This is a genomic window from Fictibacillus sp. KU28468, assembly GCF_026153615.1.
GTDB classification, from domain to species: Bacteria; Bacillota; Bacilli; order Bacillales; family Fictibacillaceae; genus Fictibacillus_C; species Fictibacillus_C marinisediminis.
Genome location: NZ_CP110666.1, coordinates 3,255,280 through 3,269,440, shown reverse-complemented (window position 1 = coordinate 3,269,440; position 14,161 = coordinate 3,255,280). Strand labels below are relative to the sequence as shown.

Sequence of the window (14,161 nt, the reverse complement as noted above, 5' to 3'; positions counted from 1 at the left end):
GAAAAGGGGCTGTCCAAGAAGTCTGGTAGCTGTTGATCTCCGCTCCAGGCTGCTCGCTTTTACCGGCGTAAACGCCTACTTTCGCGGGGCGTGCGGTGAGCCTCACCGGCGTGAACGCCTACTTTTTGGCGCAAGCGCCTGGGGGAGTCTCACCTGTCACGCTAGTCCCGCAGGACAAGGAAGGCTCCGGCAGCTTTTTATCGCACGAAGAAAATGTGAAGTTCATTTTCGAGGAGTCTCGCACCTTGCACTCCAATCAACTTTTCATTGAAGATTTTTCAAGTCAAAGGAGCTGCCTGAAGGTCAATTTTCGACTTTCAGGACAGCCCCTTAGTATTACTTGCTGAACTCCTGAAGCCGTTCCCGCACAGAGCGTTTCACGATGTTAAACGATTGCCAGGAGTGATCTTCTGCAAAGGTGTACTTTTTTCGGTCCGATAAAGCTTTCTCCAAACCTGGCAGATCTGGATGGCTTTCATACAGGTCCAGCAATCCGTGCACTCCCGTATAAGAAAGCGAATCGAGATAATAAATATCTATTTTTCCTGTGTCCTTGTATCGCTGCAAGTTCTGGTCTACCACAAACTGATCAATGTTCACCATGTTTAATAGCGTGTAATAGACAAGGGAAGAGACCAGGTAGAAGCGGATCAGCGAAAGCCTTTCAATCCATACATTGATCAAAGTATAAAGGAAGATAACACCCAGGAAAATCATGAACGAGTGAGGCAATACCCTCGCGAGTGTGTATCCGTAGGCACTCTCGTACAACGACAATCTCATAAAAGCAGAAATTAGCATGACTCCGCTAACGGCTACCAATAAAGTGAGCATGACTTTGATGAAGAGCCTGATGCCTTTGCCGCTCTCTTTACTGAACGAGAGCGTACCGATCAAAAAGGTTAGGTTGATCATGGTAACAGCCATCAGCTCGAAAAAGCCTCGGCGTGCATATTCTGCAAACGTATAGCTGTCCTGTAAATTGCCGCTGAAAAAATATTGAAACTGAATGGTTACAAAAAGAACGTAAACCGCATTGATCATAACGAGAAGCGTCGAAACTATAACAGGATCCCAAAACTTTGGCTTACCCTTCATTTCAAGAAGGGCTGGCGGCTCCCACTTTGATTTTAACAGTTGTAAAAAACCAAAGAATCCAAACGTATAGAGCAGGACTACGATCGTTCGAAAGCTTCCTTCCAGCAAGTTGACATGAACAAAGAGAGAAGGGAATCTGTCGATCACTCGGCTGAACTCTGAATCTGCCGAAGAAAGGAGATTAACAACGATCAGAAGCAGCGGAACCGAGATGAGCAGGCCGATACCAATTTTGGTGATCACTTGATAAGCTTTGTTGTCGACCTTTGTCTTCACATTTTCTTTTTCTTTTGCAAAAAAAACGATGTTGTAAGGAAAGAGTGCGAACAGCTTAGAAAACGCATAAGGTATGAAGGAAAGACGATACCAGTCCATAGTGGGCGATCCAGTAATCAAAATGACGTGCAAAATGACCAAGACGGGAATGACCAAAATATTCAGTGCATAAAACAGCGTGTTGCAATAAAGAAAATAGCCGGCGGAAAGCAGCCAGATACAGAATAGCAGCAAAAAGCCAATCCGCCGGTTGGTGAACGGAAATCCTCTAAACCGGCAAAAGAATGCCCAATAAAATGCCGTAACAAAAAGGAAATAGGAAATCCCGATCTCCCCGTGGAAAAAGGAAAGCTCAGCCAATAATCCGAGCAAGGCGCATATCACTAAAAAAACCAAATCACTCTTTGAAGTTTGAATCTCCATCATGATCATATTCCTCCTATATCGTTTTTCTATATACTGAGTAATTCTATGTAGTTAACCAAAAAAAAATTAAAGTGACTGTTTTTTCCCCCATCGGAAGGCGATCCAGCAAATCGGGTACAGCAGAATGGTGGCTGCGATACACAACATAATAAATGTAGTGGAGAGGAGCGGATGAAACCATTCATGGGGTATGATGCGAAACAGGACGAGGAGCATCAAGACCAGGTTGGGAAGAACGGAAATAAGGAACGTCTTTTTCAGCAGCGGCCGTCCTCTTGCTCCAAAGCTTTTTCCGATTTCGTAACCGAGAAATGCCCAAAACCCCATGTAAAGCATCATGATGATGAAAGGAATGGAGGTTAGGGAGCGCCAGACAGCTTGAATCCATGTGTATTCATTCAGAAGATGAGCGAAAGTCAGTAAACTTCCTGCCACAAAAAAAGCAGCGTTCATCAAAAGAAAAAGGTAGAAGGTCTTATTGGGTGTAACAGAGAGCTCTTCCTTCCACATGGAGGCAACTTCCCTCGGATGTCCAATCACCTCTGAAAAAAGTAAATGCCACTCTTCCGCCGTCTTTTTTTCGTCTTCTTTTTCTGCCACTAGCTCATAGAGATGGGCTTCGTAGTCCTGTACAATGCTTTCTCGCTGGGGGTGTTTCTTTAATTCCTTTTTTAATTGCTGTAAATAAAGTTCTTTAGCTTCAAGATGGATCATGCTCCGGACCTCTCATCACCTTGTTTATTACTTGAACGAATTGCTCCCATTCGGATGTCTTTTCTTTTAGCATCTGTATGCCTTCTTCGGTAATCCGGTAGTATTTTCGTGCCGGGCCCTTTGCTTGTTCTTGCCAGTAGCACTCAATGTATTCCTGCTTTTCGAGCTTGTGAAGGGCAGGATAGAGAGTACCTTCTTTCACCTGCAGATGCTGGTCACTTCGTTTTTCCAGCTCTTTTACGAGCTCATACCCATACATATCCCGCTCAGCAAGCAGCTGAAGAACAATCAAGGAAGTACTGCCTTTTAAAAGTTCACGATTAAACATTTATTTTCACCTACCTAGAATTAAAAGGTATAGTAGCATCTTAGCATAAATAGGGAAAAATGTTCAAGTAAAGTTTGGAAAAACCATGCTATACTCAATTGGGGGAAATCCCCTTTTTTTAATGCAGTGAAAAGGAGGCCTCGTCATGATTATCAAGTGGATCAAACAAAGATAATTAAGGGTGCAGGCCAAATACTCCGTAGAGAGTTTATTGATCTGCGCCAAAAATACGGCGGTTGGATAATAAAAAACACGGAGGTATTAAACATGAGAGAACAAATACTGAACATTAATAAAGTAGAGATATGTACAGAATGCTTTGGAAATCCGAAAGATCCTGCGATGCTGCTGATCATGGGAGCAATGTCTTCTTTAGACTGGTGGGATGAGGACTTCTGTCTCCGCCTCGCAGATTCAGGGCGGTTTGTTATCCGCTACGATCATCGGGATTTAGGAAGATCAACCGTTTATGAGCCAGGCACGTCAAACTATTCGATATCGGACTTGGCTGATGATGCAGCTGGTGTATTGGATGCTTATTCTATTGAAAAAGCCCATATTGTCGGGATGTCGTTGGGTGGTATGATCGGCCAAATCCTTGCTTTGAGGTATCCGGAACGTGTGCTCTCTCTTTCAGTCATTGCTTCAAGCGTGTTTGGAAAAGAGCAGGAGCAGCTGCCGCCGATGGATCAGAAAATACTGGATTATCATGCGAAAAGTGCAACGTTGGATTGGTCGGATCGGGCGTCTGTTATTTCTTTTCTCGCAGATGGCTGGAAAACACTAGCCGGTTCCAAGCCATATGAGCAGGAGAGAATGTATAAGCTGGCGGAAAGAGAAGTTAACCGGGCGAAACAGCTGACGAGCCGATTTAATCATGCGATGCTGCAGGGCGGCGGGGAGTATTTTGATAGAATGGGTGAAATCAGCGTTCCTGCTGTTATTATTCATGGCACGGATGATCCTGCTCTTCCATACGAACACGGGCTTGCTCTCGTGAAAGCCATCCCCCATGCAGAATTGGTGACGCTGGAAGGATCCGGGCATGAGATTCATAGTGAAGACTGGGATCAAATTATAGAATCAGTTATAGACTTGAGTTCGCGATAAAAGAATAGGTGAACAGAAGCAGCCGTTTCATGCAACGGCTGCTTTTTTTGCGTTGAGCCTCACTTATTTTAAATTTACTGTTTAACCTCGAGAGGAAAACGGGAAATATCACAATAAATCTTTGAATCGGGGGTACAGAATGGCCATCACACTCAAACCAACAGAAAAAGTATCGTGCAGGAGCGAATATGATTCACTCGCCCGTGTAGTCGTATGTGAACCCAAATTTATGCATATCTCTGAAGTTATCAATGAAACACAGCGGCATTATGCAGATGAAAATATAAACAAGACATTAGCAACCAATCAGCATCTGAATTTTGTCCGAACCCTTCGATCTCATGGAGTTGAGGTAATTGAACTTCCCCCTCATCAGGAATTTCCTGAGCAGGTATTTACACGTGATATTGGCTTTACACTGGGGTCCACTATTTTTGTTTCTTCTATGGGAAGTAAAATCAGGCAAGGTGAGGAAGACATATTAAAAGAATGGCTGGGAAACAAAAATGTCCGCCTTCAAAAGATTTCTGACGGAAAGATGGAGGGCGGAGACGTGCTGGTTGATGGGGATACAATCTATATTGGTGTAAGCGGCCGGACAGCACAGTCATCTATCCAGTCTTTGCGGGAAAGGCTGCCAGAACACAAGGTGGTTTCCATGCCGTTTAATCCAAAGTATCTGCATCTTGATTGTGTATTCAACATTCTTTCATCCGCGGAAGCACTCGTATTTCCGCAGGCATTCCGTAAAAAGGAACTGGACTTTTTAGCCAAAAGATATGATTTGATTGAAGTCAGCAAGGAAGAACAGTTCTTGTTAGGCACGAACGTACTCTCCATTGGGGATAAAAAAGTATTCAGCCTGCCAGTGAATCCTAAGGTGAACAACAATCTTCGAAAAAGAGGATATGAAGTCATTGAAGTCGACTTATCTGAGATCATCAAATCAGGCGGATCGTTCCGATGCTGCACAATGCCTATCTTAAGAAAATAAGCAAGTTATATAGAAATGGAATGCCGCCTTTAAGGGGGCATTTTTTACATTTGATCGTGCAGTTTAAACGAAAGGCTCTCAGGGTACTGTTTCATATAACTACAATAGCTGAGTCAGTAATTTGAATCTAGTGGATGCAATGGAGGGATATGCTTGAAAACAGCGAATAAATATCTTCTTGAAAAAGAAGATATGATAAACCCGGAAATCGTTCCGGAATGGGTGATTCGAGAATACAAAAACTTTCATGAGACAGTGACAGATAAAACGTTTCCTTGCTATTTCGGCATGAATGCGGAAAAGAAGGGCGAGCTGCGGTATGCCTATGTTTCACAGGCAGATTGGTCAAACTTGCCTGGAGCCGTCGAAGAATTTATCCAGCTGTTTGATGCACCGAAACTCATTCGCTACGGATTATTTGTTTTTGTAGAGCCGGAAACAGAAGAGAAATCCATTCCTTACTACAGGGAATATTTCTGGAACCTGCTTCAATACATGCATGATCAGGATGAGAAAGATTGGCCTGAGGATAAGCCTACAGATCCGGATCATTATTTATGGAACTTTACCTTTGCAGGAGAGCCGTTCTTTGTGTTCGGAAATGCACCAGCCTACAAACAGAGAAAAACAAGAGACCTTGGCAACAGTCTTGTACTTGGGTTCCAGCCGCGAAGAATATTCGAGGGTCTTGAAGGAACATCGAAAGGCGGAATCATGTCACGGGATAAGGTTCGGGAACGGGTGGAAAAGTGGGATAACCTGCCGACGCATCCGAACATCAGCCATTATGGCGACCCTGAGCATCGTGAGTGGAAGCAATACTTTATCGGTGATGATGTAAAACCAATTGAGGGCAAATGCCCCTTCCATCATAGAAAAAATTAGTTCTCATTGCTGGTGCCAGGCACCCCATTTACACACTTGTGTAATTGAGGTGCCTGGCACCAAATTGCGTTATAATAGTAGAAGTTTAAAGGGGGAAATGCAGGATGGCGATTCAATGGGAACAGACGAGAGGTCAAAATCCCTCTAGGATGGATAAAGTGCTGGCGCTGTACGACCGGTCATTTCCCTTGGAGGTAAGAGAACCTCATGATGTATTTTACAGCGGCTTTCAGTATGCGCAGACCGCTGTTCCCAATCAATTCTGTTTGCTGATCGGCGTGGAAGAGGACCAGCTTTTGTCATTTGCAGCCGGGCACTATTTAGCAGAAGTGAATACAGGCTTTGTTGTTTATATCGCTGCAGACCCCAACCACCGAAACATGGGCATGGGATCCAAAACACTTGCTAAAATGGAAGACGTCTTCAATGAAGCAGCCATTTTAGCGGGGAAGAGCAAGGTGAGCGGCATTATTTTGGAAACAGAAAAGGAAGAAGAAGCTTCTACAACAATGGAACAAATGGAATGCAGAAAACGAATGCAGTTTTTTGCCAAAAACCAATACCAACCCTGTCTTGGTATAGACTATGTGCAGCCTCCGCTTCATCCGGATGGCCCCACAGTGCCTCTTAATCTTCTATTTAAGAATTTGGACTGTGAAAATGTCCATGATGAACATATACGGGAGATTGTCCAGCAGATCTACGCTGAAAAGTATGGCGCGGTGAATAAAATTGAAAACACGGTTCTCGGGAAGTGCCTGAAACAGATGGGCATCTAATAATTGTGTGTAAATATTTATATATTCATGGTCCATTTGACAAATAACGATAAGATGATAGTATTGTGTGATCTGTTTATATTCAACTGTGTTAATATATGGTAGGAGAAATAATTTATAAATTGTCTTACAGGCGGCAGCAGATCAGAAGCATTTTGCTGCCTTTTACTGTGATTGAAACAATAACATGAAAGGTGAATTTTCATTCATGAGATTTTTAAGTTTTAAATTTCTGCTTTTATTATTTTGTACGGCTGTTTTAGCCGTTATGCTGCTGTATTACTTCACAAATATTAATATTCCTGGAAAACAACCCATTCTTAATGTCATTCATAATGTTAAAGATATGGCTTCCATCGAAAAAGAAAATAAAATCTTAAAATCAAAGCTCCAGGAACAGGAATCTCTTTCTGTACAAAAAGTGGAACTTGAAAAAGAAAATAAAAACCTTCAAGCCGTTGTAGATAAAACTAAAGAAGTGGAACAATACGATCCCTTGCAAGCCAGCGTTATGTACAGAAATTCTGATTCATCCAGCTGGTATGAAACCGTTGTTATTGATAAAGGAAGCCAAGACAAGGTTCAAAACAACATGGCTGTTATCACGAAAGACGGATTGATCGGAAAAATAACCAATGTAAAACCAACATCCTCAGAAGTCAAGCTGCTCAGCAGCAAAGATAAAAGATACCGTATCTCTGCCTCCATCAAGGGAAAAAAGAACATCAACGGTATCCTGAACGGCTACGACCCTAGCAATAAATATTTAATGGTACGAGACATTTTGAATAAAAACATTAAAAAGGGTGAAAAGGTAGTAACTTCAGGATTGGGCGAGATTCTGCCGCCTAACCTGGATATCGGAACCATCGTCAAAGTGAAACCGGATCCCTACGGACTGACAAGCATTGCTTACATTAAACCGTCCGCCGACTTCTATGACATCAATCAGGTTGTCATCCTCAGATCGTCTGCCAATCAATAAGATCTTTCCGAAACGTTATAAGGTATTTTCTAAATCTGCTTATTTACTTTAAATGACAGGTTTAAAGTGCGGACAATAGGATATTAAAGAGATATGTACTTTTATAACGAAGGAGATGGATTGCATGTCAAACGTTAAACTGGCGGTTATCTATTACAGTTCTACAGGAACCAACTACAAGCTGGCGAATTGGGCTGCGGAAGGAGGAAAAGAAGCAGGAGCAGAAGTAAAAGTGGTAAAAGTGCCTGAACTTGCACCACCTGAGGCCATTGAATCAAATGCTGCATGGAAAGCGCACGTAGATGAGACGAAGGATGTTCCTGAAGTCTCTCTAAATGATTTAGAGTGGGCAGATGCCATTATATTCAGCATCCCTACCCGTTTTGGAAACGTGCCTGCTCAGGTTAAGCAATTTCTCGATACGACGGGTGGCCTTTGGTTTAATGGAAAACTGGTAAATAAAGTGACCAGTGCCATGACATCTGCCCAGAATCCGCATGGCGGACAGGAAGCTACAATCCTTTCTCTATATACAACGATGTACCATTGGGGTGCTATTGTGGCGACTCCGGGTTATACGGATCCCGTCTTATATGGAGCTGGCGGCAATCCATATGGAACCAGTGTTACGGTGGACCAAAATGGAAACATGAAGGATGATGTGAAAGATGCCGTCATTCATCAGGCAAAACGGACAGTGACGGTTGCTGAGTGGGTCAAAAAAGGAAATCAATAAAAAATAAACATTTTAAAGAAAGGGGCTGTCCAGAAAGTCGAAAATTGACCTTCAGGCAGCCCCTTTTTGGCTTGAAAAATCTTCAATGAAAAGTTAATTGAAGTGGAAGATGAGAGACTCCTCGAAAATGAACTTCACATTTTCTTCGTGCGATAAAAAGCTGCCGGAGCCTTCCTTGTCCTGCGGGACTAGCGTGACAGGTGAGACTCCCGCCGGTTGCTTGCACCAAAAAGTAGGCGTTCACGCCGGTAAGGATCACCGCACGCCCCTCGAAAGTAGGAGCTCGCGCCGGTAAAAGCGAGCAGCCTGGAACGGAAATCAACAGCTTTCAGACTTCTTGGACAGCCCCTTTACCTCTTCCATTACGATGCGGGTCCTCCTCTGCCTGAAGGAGCAGCTGGTGCACCCGGTGCTGCACTGCCTGCAGATGGAGCGCCCGGTGCGGCAGGTGTTAACGGCACAGATGCCCCAGCCTGCGCGGGAGTAGCAGGGGCAGGTGGTTTCGTTTGAAGCGTACCCTGAACCGGAGTCAATAAAGGACCAACAACGAGTGAGGTAGGCGGGGTATCGAAGGCCGAACCGGTTGAGATGGATTCAGCGTCACCGATCAATAAGATGGAGGAGATGCTGACACCCACAATATTGACCTCATGTACAGCGAGTTTGCGGTTGATCACTTTAACGTTCAATCCCTCAGCTCCTGTCCCAAGGTAGAAATGTGTAATGTGCATACTATATGTATGGAGAAGACTAATTCTTTATGAATGTTTTTTACGCATACGCAGGCCTAAAATATATTATTAAGGAAAGGCAAAAGGCAGACCCACCGGTGAGAGGATCTGCCTTTTCTTAATTGATCTTTTTAAATCCGTATTTTTCAAGAGTCTTTACGGACGAGTCGCTCTTAAGAAATGTATAGAATTTTTGTGCCTCTGCTTTATGTTTTGAGTCTTTGATGACTCCTAATGGGTAAACGATTGGAGAGTGAGATTCAGGATCAGCGGAAGCAGCTATCTTTACTTTTTTTGAAACCAGTGCATCTGTTCTATAAACGACCCCGGCATCGACATTTCCTGTTTCAACATAGGAAAGAACTTGACGCACATCCTTTGCATAGACCAGCTTTGGTTTTACTTCTCTCCATACCTTCATGTTTTTAAAAGATTCCAGGGCATATTGGCCGGCGGGTACGGCTTCAGGCGTCCCAATGGAGACCTTTTTAACAGAGTTGTTCGTTAAATCACTGAACGACTTTATCCCGGAGTCAGACCCTTTTGGAACAATCAGGACTAAATCGTTTCCTGCTAAATCTGTCCCATCTTTCTTTTCAATACTTCCATCCTTTACAAGGGCTTCAAACTTGTCCTGAGCTGCAGAGAAAAACAGATCAACAGGTGCTCCTTGCGAGATTTGCTGCTGCAAGGTACCTGAAGCGCCAAAATTGAAGTGCAGGTTCACGTCGGGATGCTTTTTCTCGTATGTATGCTGAAGGTCTGTAAGAGCATCCTTTAGACTGGCGGCAGCAGAGATCGTTAAGTCGATTGTTTGTTTTTCTTTTGAAGCCTGATCCTTGTCCGATTGGCCCGTACAAGCCGTAATTGTCGTGAACAAAAAAAGAAGCAGAAGCAGGCTTACTGTTTTTTTCATGAGAAGACTCCTCCAATTACCAATATTCAATACATATTTATTATAACTGATTATAACTAGATATAACTAGTTATAATAAATGCGGTTAATCAGAATAAAAGAATACTTTTTCGATAAAAAAAGTTACACTTGGGAGTGGAGGGATTGTATGGATAAACCAGTATCATACACGATCGAGGAAGTATCCGCGTTGTTAAAAGTTTCTAAGCTGACTATTTATGATCTTATTAAAAAAGGTGAGATTTCGGCTTTCAGGGTCGGAAGGCAAATGAGGATTGACCATGAAGATCTTGTAGCGTATAAAGCAGGGAGCAGAACGGTAAAATCTTATTCCGAGAATGCAGTACCTGCGCTTCATTCGCATCAAACAGTAATCAGCGGCCAGGATATCGTGCTTGACTTGCTCAGCAAGCACTTGGAGCCTAAATTAAGAACACCTCCTTTAAGGCTGTATATGGGAAGCTTGAATAGTTTAATGTCGATGTATCATGGAGAGTGTGATCTTGTCAGTGTCCATCTGTACGATGGAGAGACCGGACAATACAATGTGCCTTATGTAAAACGGATGCTGGTCAGCCAGCCTTTTGCGCTGATTAACTTAGTTTGCCGGAATGCAGGAATCTATGTGTGGAAGGGAAATCCTCTTCAAATCAAAACTTGGAGGGATTTGGCCAAGCCCGTTGTTACTATCGTCAACCGGGAAAAAGGTTCGGGTGCGCGGGTGCTGCTTGATGAGCAATTGCGGCTTCATCAAATTTCAAATGTAAACGTTAAAGGCTATGAAACAGAAGTAACCAATCATCTATCTGTCGCCTCAGCGGTGGCCAGCGGACAAGCTGATGCAGGCATAGGCATTGAGAACGTGGCAAAGATGGCAGAAGTTGATTTTATACCGATGATTCAAGAACAATATGATCTTGTTATTTTAAAAACAAATGAAAATAAACATTTGCTTCATCATGTAATGAACACTTTGTCCTCTTCGGATTTTAAATCCCAGTTAAGCCAGCTGAAAGGCTATGATCTGCATCTTACCGGGCAAATCATCTATGAAACATAAGCGAAACCAGATTCTGTGCTTTGGAATCTGGTTTTTTCTTTTATCAATCTTAAGGAAGAGTTAAGCTTCTCCTTCTAAACTGGCTCTAAAGTTGCTTGACCAAAATGTTGGACAGGAGAGGATGAGATGAATAATGGAAAGAAAGATGAGCGGTATGTTTTCGGTTGTTATTCCGGCATTCAATGAAGAAGAGGTCATTGAACATACGTACCACTGGCTGAAATCGGTCATATATTCCACAGTAAGGCCTTATGAGCTTCTCTTTTGAATGACGGAAGCCGGGATTCGACCGCAGAACAGCTGCTGAAGATCAGACAGCAGGATCACCGTGTGAAGCTGATTGAGTTCTCCAGGAATTTCGGCCATCAGGTGGCCATCTCAGCTGGGATGGACCATGCGAGAGGAGATGCGGTCATCAAATGGGCCGCGGAAGTCAGGAAGTAACTGACTGGATTAAGAAAAATTGTGAAAAGGTGCCGTCGAGTGAATGGAGTTCGAATGAAGAAAAGAACAACCTCCAGTTTGGACCTAATCAAAACCAAGCCCTTTATGTATACGAAGGATAACCTCAGTGGCTCCAAAAAGAGCCGCTGTTTTTTCTTTTTCGTAGAAGGTTGAGAAACTTCCCGCCAAATGACCTAGAGAATGGCTTGTTTTATATAATATTTCTCAACCTGGAAACCACGGTTTTTGCTACTATTGGATTATTTTTTGATTTATGATGGGGGTTAGAAAGATCTTAATCAATCAGGAGTGAACGGCATGAGTCCAGCCTTAAACAGGGAATTACTAGAGTTAATAGAAAATAAGAGAACTGAAGTGATTCATTCAGCAATGGAAAAGGGGTTTCATAATCAGGAAACCATCAGCCGCGGAAATGAACTGAATGAACTATTAAACTGTTATCAAAAGCTGCTTTCTATTCATTGCACGGACAGAATGTAGCGGTTTGCCCCTGTTTTTTAATACTCCCTCATCCTATTATTTATTTCTCTTATCCTATTTTTTTCCCTGTACTACACCTCCTTCTTTCCTAAACTCTCTTTCGTATATATGTTGATAGGGAAACATATGGTAGAATCTTTAGCAGAGAAATATTTTCTGTCTTTAATGATATGAGGGGGAGGCAGCACGTGATTGACGGCAAAAAAATCTATTTTTACAGAATTAAAAGAGGCTTAACCCAAAAGGCTGCCTGCGAAGGTATCTGTTCGGTTTCATACTTAAGTAAAATTGAAAACAACAGCATTACGGCAAGCCCTGAAATCTTACAGTTATTATGTGGTCGGTTAGACATCGAAACCTCTTACGTGAGTGGAGAGTTCATTAATAATTTGAAAAAAGAGATCCATGATTGGTATGAAGATATAAAGTATAGGAATGCTGAAGATGCCCACAGGAAATACGAGGAACTGCAAATTCAAATGAATAATGTGGATGATCCGGATCTCATTAATTTGTTCCAAGTAATTTTAGTTCGCTATTATATTTATATAGAGGAAATGAATAAAGCGAAAGAATTGCTGGTACAGTTGACAGATATGAAAAAGATGTATACAGAAGAAATTGAGTTTTACATTTTTCAATTTACAGGTCTTTATGAATTTTTACTTGATAACTATAAAACTGCTTTAGTTTATTATAAAAGAGCTTATGGACTGGCAAGAACACTTGGGGTTAAGGATCATGAAATTATCTACCAATTGACAAGCATCACCAACAAACTTGGCTATTTTTCGCAATCGCTTTTATATGCAAAGACTGCACTTGATGCATTTAATGCTGAAGCCAACTATGCAAGGAGTATTGATTGTCATATTTTTTTAGGAATTAACTATAGCCGTCTTAAAGATTTTGATACTGCAAGGTCTCATTATGTTACAGCATTAAACGCGGCAAATTTCAATCCAGCCTTAAAAAGGATGCTGCCAAACATCCTTCACAACATGGGCTACTCTTACTTTCAAGCTGGCAAATACGGCGAATCGCTGAATGTACTAAAAGAATGCCTGAAAAAGAGAAGGGGCATAAACACGGCAACTACAATCTGTCTCATTGCCTTTAATTATTATATGAAAAACGAAATGAAGGAAGCGAAGCAATGGATTAGCAAAGGGTTGAATGTGACAGATGAGGAGAATATAACAACGGGGTATATCCGCTTAAAGACACTTGAATATAAAGTTTATGAGCTTGATCATACTGAAGAATATCAGAAATTTATTGAAGAAAAGGCTCTTCCTTTTTTGGAGAAAATTCAAGATCGTCTTCATCTTATTGAACTATACGAGGAACTTGCCACATACTACTCTAATAAATTTTTATATAAACAAGCAAACCACTATTATGCAGCTGTGAACCAACTTTATAAAGAACATCTATGAAAGAAACAAGGAGAAAAAATGGAATCATTTTTTCTCCTTTTATATTACACAGAAAATCTGGTGTTCACTGATGCCGATCTCTTTCTTCTCACATACCACTCCGCCAGCCAAAGATTCATCAACATAGCAAGAAAGACAGCAAGCGGAAACCCAAGAGCAAAACTTGTACCTGCAACGATTGTAAGTAGGGGAAGAAAAATTCGGAACGTGATAAAGACGAGGGTAACCGCATAGCTGCGAACCATCCATTCCTGGTGACTGGTAATTTTTCGTTCACGAATCCGCTTTATCCCAACAAAAGTGGTAACGAACCAGGCGGCATCCAGACATAAGAAGCCAATGGTTGACCCCATGCCGCCGGTGGCATAGAACGCCAGGTAAATACCGGCAGGGACACTGAGAAAAATGGAAGACACATAAATTCTTCCTATGATTCTGTGGATAGAAGTCTTCTTTCGGCTCGCTTTTAAAAATTGAAAAGGTCCAGCTGCTAAAGCGATAGCGCCGGTTGCTATATGGATAAAGAAAAAAACCTGCCACTGGCTGTAGGGAAATCCAGGGTCCTCAAGTTTTCCTGAGACGATTCCTGACTGTTTGGGCCCGTATACAATGTACTGAATAACGATATAACCGATAAATAGAGCTACAACCAGATAAGAGAGCAACGCCTTGTAATTCATCCCCTTACGACCGCCCACATCCATTCCCCCTTCAACTCAAGACACTCACCCTAAATTAT

19 protein-coding genes are annotated in these 14,161 nt (G+C 42.3%); 12 read left to right on the top strand and 7 right to left on the bottom strand.

Annotated elements, in window-relative coordinates:
- Positions 1-95: 95 nt before the first annotated feature.
- Positions 96-347, top strand: coding sequence for a hypothetical protein (locus OKX00_RS17075; protein WP_265408162.1), 252 nt, complete (start codon positions 96-98; stop codon positions 345-347).
- Here OKX00_RS17075 and OKX00_RS17070 read toward each other — a convergent pair.
- The 3 genes from OKX00_RS17070 to OKX00_RS17060 form a co-directional block, all read right to left on the bottom strand.
- Positions 337-1,800, bottom strand: a complete 1,464-nt coding sequence (locus tag OKX00_RS17070; RefSeq protein ID WP_265408161.1) for a DUF4153 domain-containing protein — start codon at positions 1,798-1,800, stop codon at positions 337-339. The two genes, OKX00_RS17075 and OKX00_RS17070, sit on opposite strands and share 11 nt — an antisense overlap.
- Before the next feature lie 66 nt (positions 1,801-1,866).
- A complete protein-coding gene (locus OKX00_RS17065; protein WP_265408160.1) occupies positions 1,867-2,514 on the bottom strand; it encodes a Yip1 family protein in 648 nt (215 codons plus the stop codon).
- Positions 2,501-2,842, bottom strand: coding sequence for a PadR family transcriptional regulator (locus OKX00_RS17060; protein WP_053355218.1), 342 nt, complete (start codon positions 2,840-2,842; stop codon positions 2,501-2,503). Before OKX00_RS17060 ends, OKX00_RS17065 begins: the two co-directional genes overlap by 14 nt.
- Positions 2,843-3,109: 267 nt before the next feature.
- Between OKX00_RS17060 and OKX00_RS17055 the strand changes: the two genes are divergently transcribed.
- The 6 genes from OKX00_RS17055 to wrbA all read left to right on the top strand — a co-directional run bounded on the left by OKX00_RS17055 (position 3,110) and on the right by wrbA (position 8,331).
- A complete protein-coding gene (locus OKX00_RS17055; RefSeq protein WP_265408159.1) occupies positions 3,110-3,952 on the top strand; it encodes a CBF family alpha/beta fold macrolide esterase in 843 nt (280 codons plus the stop codon).
- A gap of 139 nt (positions 3,953-4,091) precedes the next feature.
- Entirely contained in the window at positions 4,092-4,946 is an 855-nt protein-coding gene (locus tag OKX00_RS17050; RefSeq protein ID WP_265408158.1) for a dimethylarginine dimethylaminohydrolase family protein, read from the top strand.
- 192 nt (positions 4,947-5,138) lie between these two features.
- Positions 5,139-5,831: a YqcI/YcgG family protein gene (locus tag OKX00_RS17045; RefSeq protein ID WP_265410571.1), complete on the top strand. Its 693-nt coding sequence runs from the start codon at positions 5,139-5,141 to the stop codon at positions 5,829-5,831.
- 104 nt (positions 5,832-5,935) lie between these two features.
- Complete coding sequence (locus OKX00_RS17040) at positions 5,936-6,610, top strand: GNAT family N-acetyltransferase (RefSeq protein ID WP_265408157.1); 675 nt, start codon at positions 5,936-5,938, stop codon at positions 6,608-6,610.
- Positions 6,611-6,818: 208 nt separating this feature from the next.
- Complete coding sequence (gene mreC / locus OKX00_RS17035) at positions 6,819-7,595, top strand: rod shape-determining protein MreC (RefSeq protein WP_053355213.1); 777 nt, start codon at positions 6,819-6,821, stop codon at positions 7,593-7,595.
- A 124-nt stretch (positions 7,596-7,719) separates the two neighbouring features.
- The gene (gene wrbA / locus OKX00_RS17030; protein ID WP_265408156.1) at positions 7,720-8,331 is read left to right on the top strand and encodes an NAD(P)H:quinone oxidoreductase; all 612 of its coding nucleotides are present in this window, start codon (positions 7,720-7,722) and stop codon (positions 8,329-8,331) included.
- An 82-nt stretch (positions 8,332-8,413) separates the two neighbouring features.
- Here the strand turns inward: wrbA and OKX00_RS17025 are convergent, their stop codons facing one another.
- The 3 genes from OKX00_RS17025 to modA all read right to left on the bottom strand — a co-directional run bounded on the left by OKX00_RS17025 (position 8,414) and on the right by modA (position 9,978).
- Positions 8,414-8,653: a hypothetical protein gene (locus OKX00_RS17025; RefSeq protein ID WP_265408155.1), complete on the bottom strand. Its 240-nt coding sequence runs from the start codon at positions 8,651-8,653 to the stop codon at positions 8,414-8,416.
- A 40-nt stretch (positions 8,654-8,693) separates the two neighbouring features.
- Complete coding sequence (locus tag OKX00_RS23260; RefSeq protein ID WP_053355211.1) at positions 8,694-9,020, bottom strand: hypothetical protein; 327 nt, start codon at positions 9,018-9,020, stop codon at positions 8,694-8,696.
- Positions 9,021-9,180: 160 nt separating this feature from the next.
- Complete coding sequence (modA, locus tag OKX00_RS17015) at positions 9,181-9,978, bottom strand: molybdate ABC transporter substrate-binding protein (protein ID WP_265408154.1); 798 nt, start codon at positions 9,976-9,978, stop codon at positions 9,181-9,183.
- A 148-nt stretch (positions 9,979-10,126) separates the two neighbouring features.
- On the opposite strand from modA, the gene OKX00_RS17010 reads away from it, so the two are divergent.
- The 5 genes from OKX00_RS17010 (at position 10,127) to OKX00_RS16990 (ending at position 13,422) form a co-directional block, all read left to right on the top strand.
- Complete coding sequence (locus OKX00_RS17010) at positions 10,127-11,038, top strand: substrate-binding domain-containing protein (protein ID WP_265408153.1); 912 nt, start codon at positions 10,127-10,129, stop codon at positions 11,036-11,038.
- Positions 11,039-11,171: 133 nt separating this feature from the next.
- Entirely contained in the window at positions 11,172-11,306 is a 135-nt protein-coding gene (locus tag OKX00_RS17005) for a hypothetical protein (RefSeq protein ID WP_265408152.1), read from the top strand.
- Entirely contained in the window at positions 11,303-11,482 is a 180-nt protein-coding gene (locus OKX00_RS17000; protein ID WP_265408151.1) for a glycosyltransferase, read from the top strand. Before OKX00_RS17005 ends, OKX00_RS17000 begins: the two co-directional genes overlap by 4 nt.
- Positions 11,483-11,800: 318 nt before the next feature.
- Positions 11,801-11,983: an aspartyl-phosphate phosphatase Spo0E family protein gene (locus OKX00_RS16995; RefSeq protein WP_062235764.1), complete on the top strand. Its 183-nt coding sequence runs from the start codon at positions 11,801-11,803 to the stop codon at positions 11,981-11,983.
- Positions 11,984-12,171: 188 nt separating this feature from the next.
- On the top strand, positions 12,172-13,422 hold the full coding sequence (locus OKX00_RS16990) for a helix-turn-helix transcriptional regulator (RefSeq protein ID WP_265408150.1): 1,251 nt from the start codon (positions 12,172-12,174) through the stop codon (positions 13,420-13,422).
- Between the two features lie 44 nt (positions 13,423-13,466).
- On the opposite strand, the gene OKX00_RS16985 is transcribed toward OKX00_RS16990, so the two are convergent.
- On the bottom strand, positions 13,467-14,120 hold the full coding sequence (locus OKX00_RS16985) for a DUF2306 domain-containing protein (protein WP_265408149.1): 654 nt from the start codon (positions 14,118-14,120) through the stop codon (positions 13,467-13,469).
- Positions 14,121-14,161 lie beyond the last annotated feature (41 nt).

Excerpts from the sequence above, each read along its gene's own strand:
- modA (WP_265408154.1), bottom strand. The coding sequence starts at position 9,978 with ATGAAAAAAACAGTAAGCCTGCTTCTGCTTCTTTTTTTGTTCACGACA.
- OKX00_RS17055 (WP_265408159.1), top strand. The coding sequence starts at position 3,110 with ATGAGAGAACAAATACTGAACATTAATAAAGTAGAGATATGTACAGAA.
- OKX00_RS16995 (WP_062235764.1), top strand. The coding sequence starts at position 11,801 with ATGAGTCCAGCCTTAAACAGGGAATTACTAGAGTTAATAGAAAATAAG.
- OKX00_RS17040 (WP_265408157.1), top strand. The coding sequence starts at position 5,936 with ATGGCGATTCAATGGGAACAGACGAGAGGTCAAAATCCCTCTAGGATG.
- wrbA (WP_265408156.1), top strand. The coding sequence starts at position 7,720 with ATGTCAAACGTTAAACTGGCGGTTATCTATTACAGTTCTACAGGAACC.
- OKX00_RS17065 (WP_265408160.1), bottom strand. The coding sequence starts at position 2,514 with ATGATCCATCTTGAAGCTAAAGAACTTTATTTACAGCAATTAAAAAAG.
- OKX00_RS17070 (WP_265408161.1), bottom strand. The coding sequence starts at position 1,800 with ATGATGGAGATTCAAACTTCAAAGAGTGATTTGGTTTTTTTAGTGATA.
- OKX00_RS17010 (WP_265408153.1), top strand. The coding sequence starts at position 10,127 with ATGGATAAACCAGTATCATACACGATCGAGGAAGTATCCGCGTTGTTA.
- OKX00_RS17050 (WP_265408158.1), top strand. The coding sequence starts at position 4,092 with ATGGCCATCACACTCAAACCAACAGAAAAAGTATCGTGCAGGAGCGAA.
- OKX00_RS17060 (WP_053355218.1), bottom strand. The coding sequence starts at position 2,842 with ATGTTTAATCGTGAACTTTTAAAAGGCAGTACTTCCTTGATTGTTCTT.
- OKX00_RS17045 (WP_265410571.1), top strand. The coding sequence starts at position 5,139 with ATGATAAACCCGGAAATCGTTCCGGAATGGGTGATTCGAGAATACAAA.
- mreC (WP_053355213.1), top strand. The coding sequence starts at position 6,819 with ATGAGATTTTTAAGTTTTAAATTTCTGCTTTTATTATTTTGTACGGCT.
- OKX00_RS17005 (WP_265408152.1), top strand. The coding sequence starts at position 11,172 with ATGGAAAGAAAGATGAGCGGTATGTTTTCGGTTGTTATTCCGGCATTC.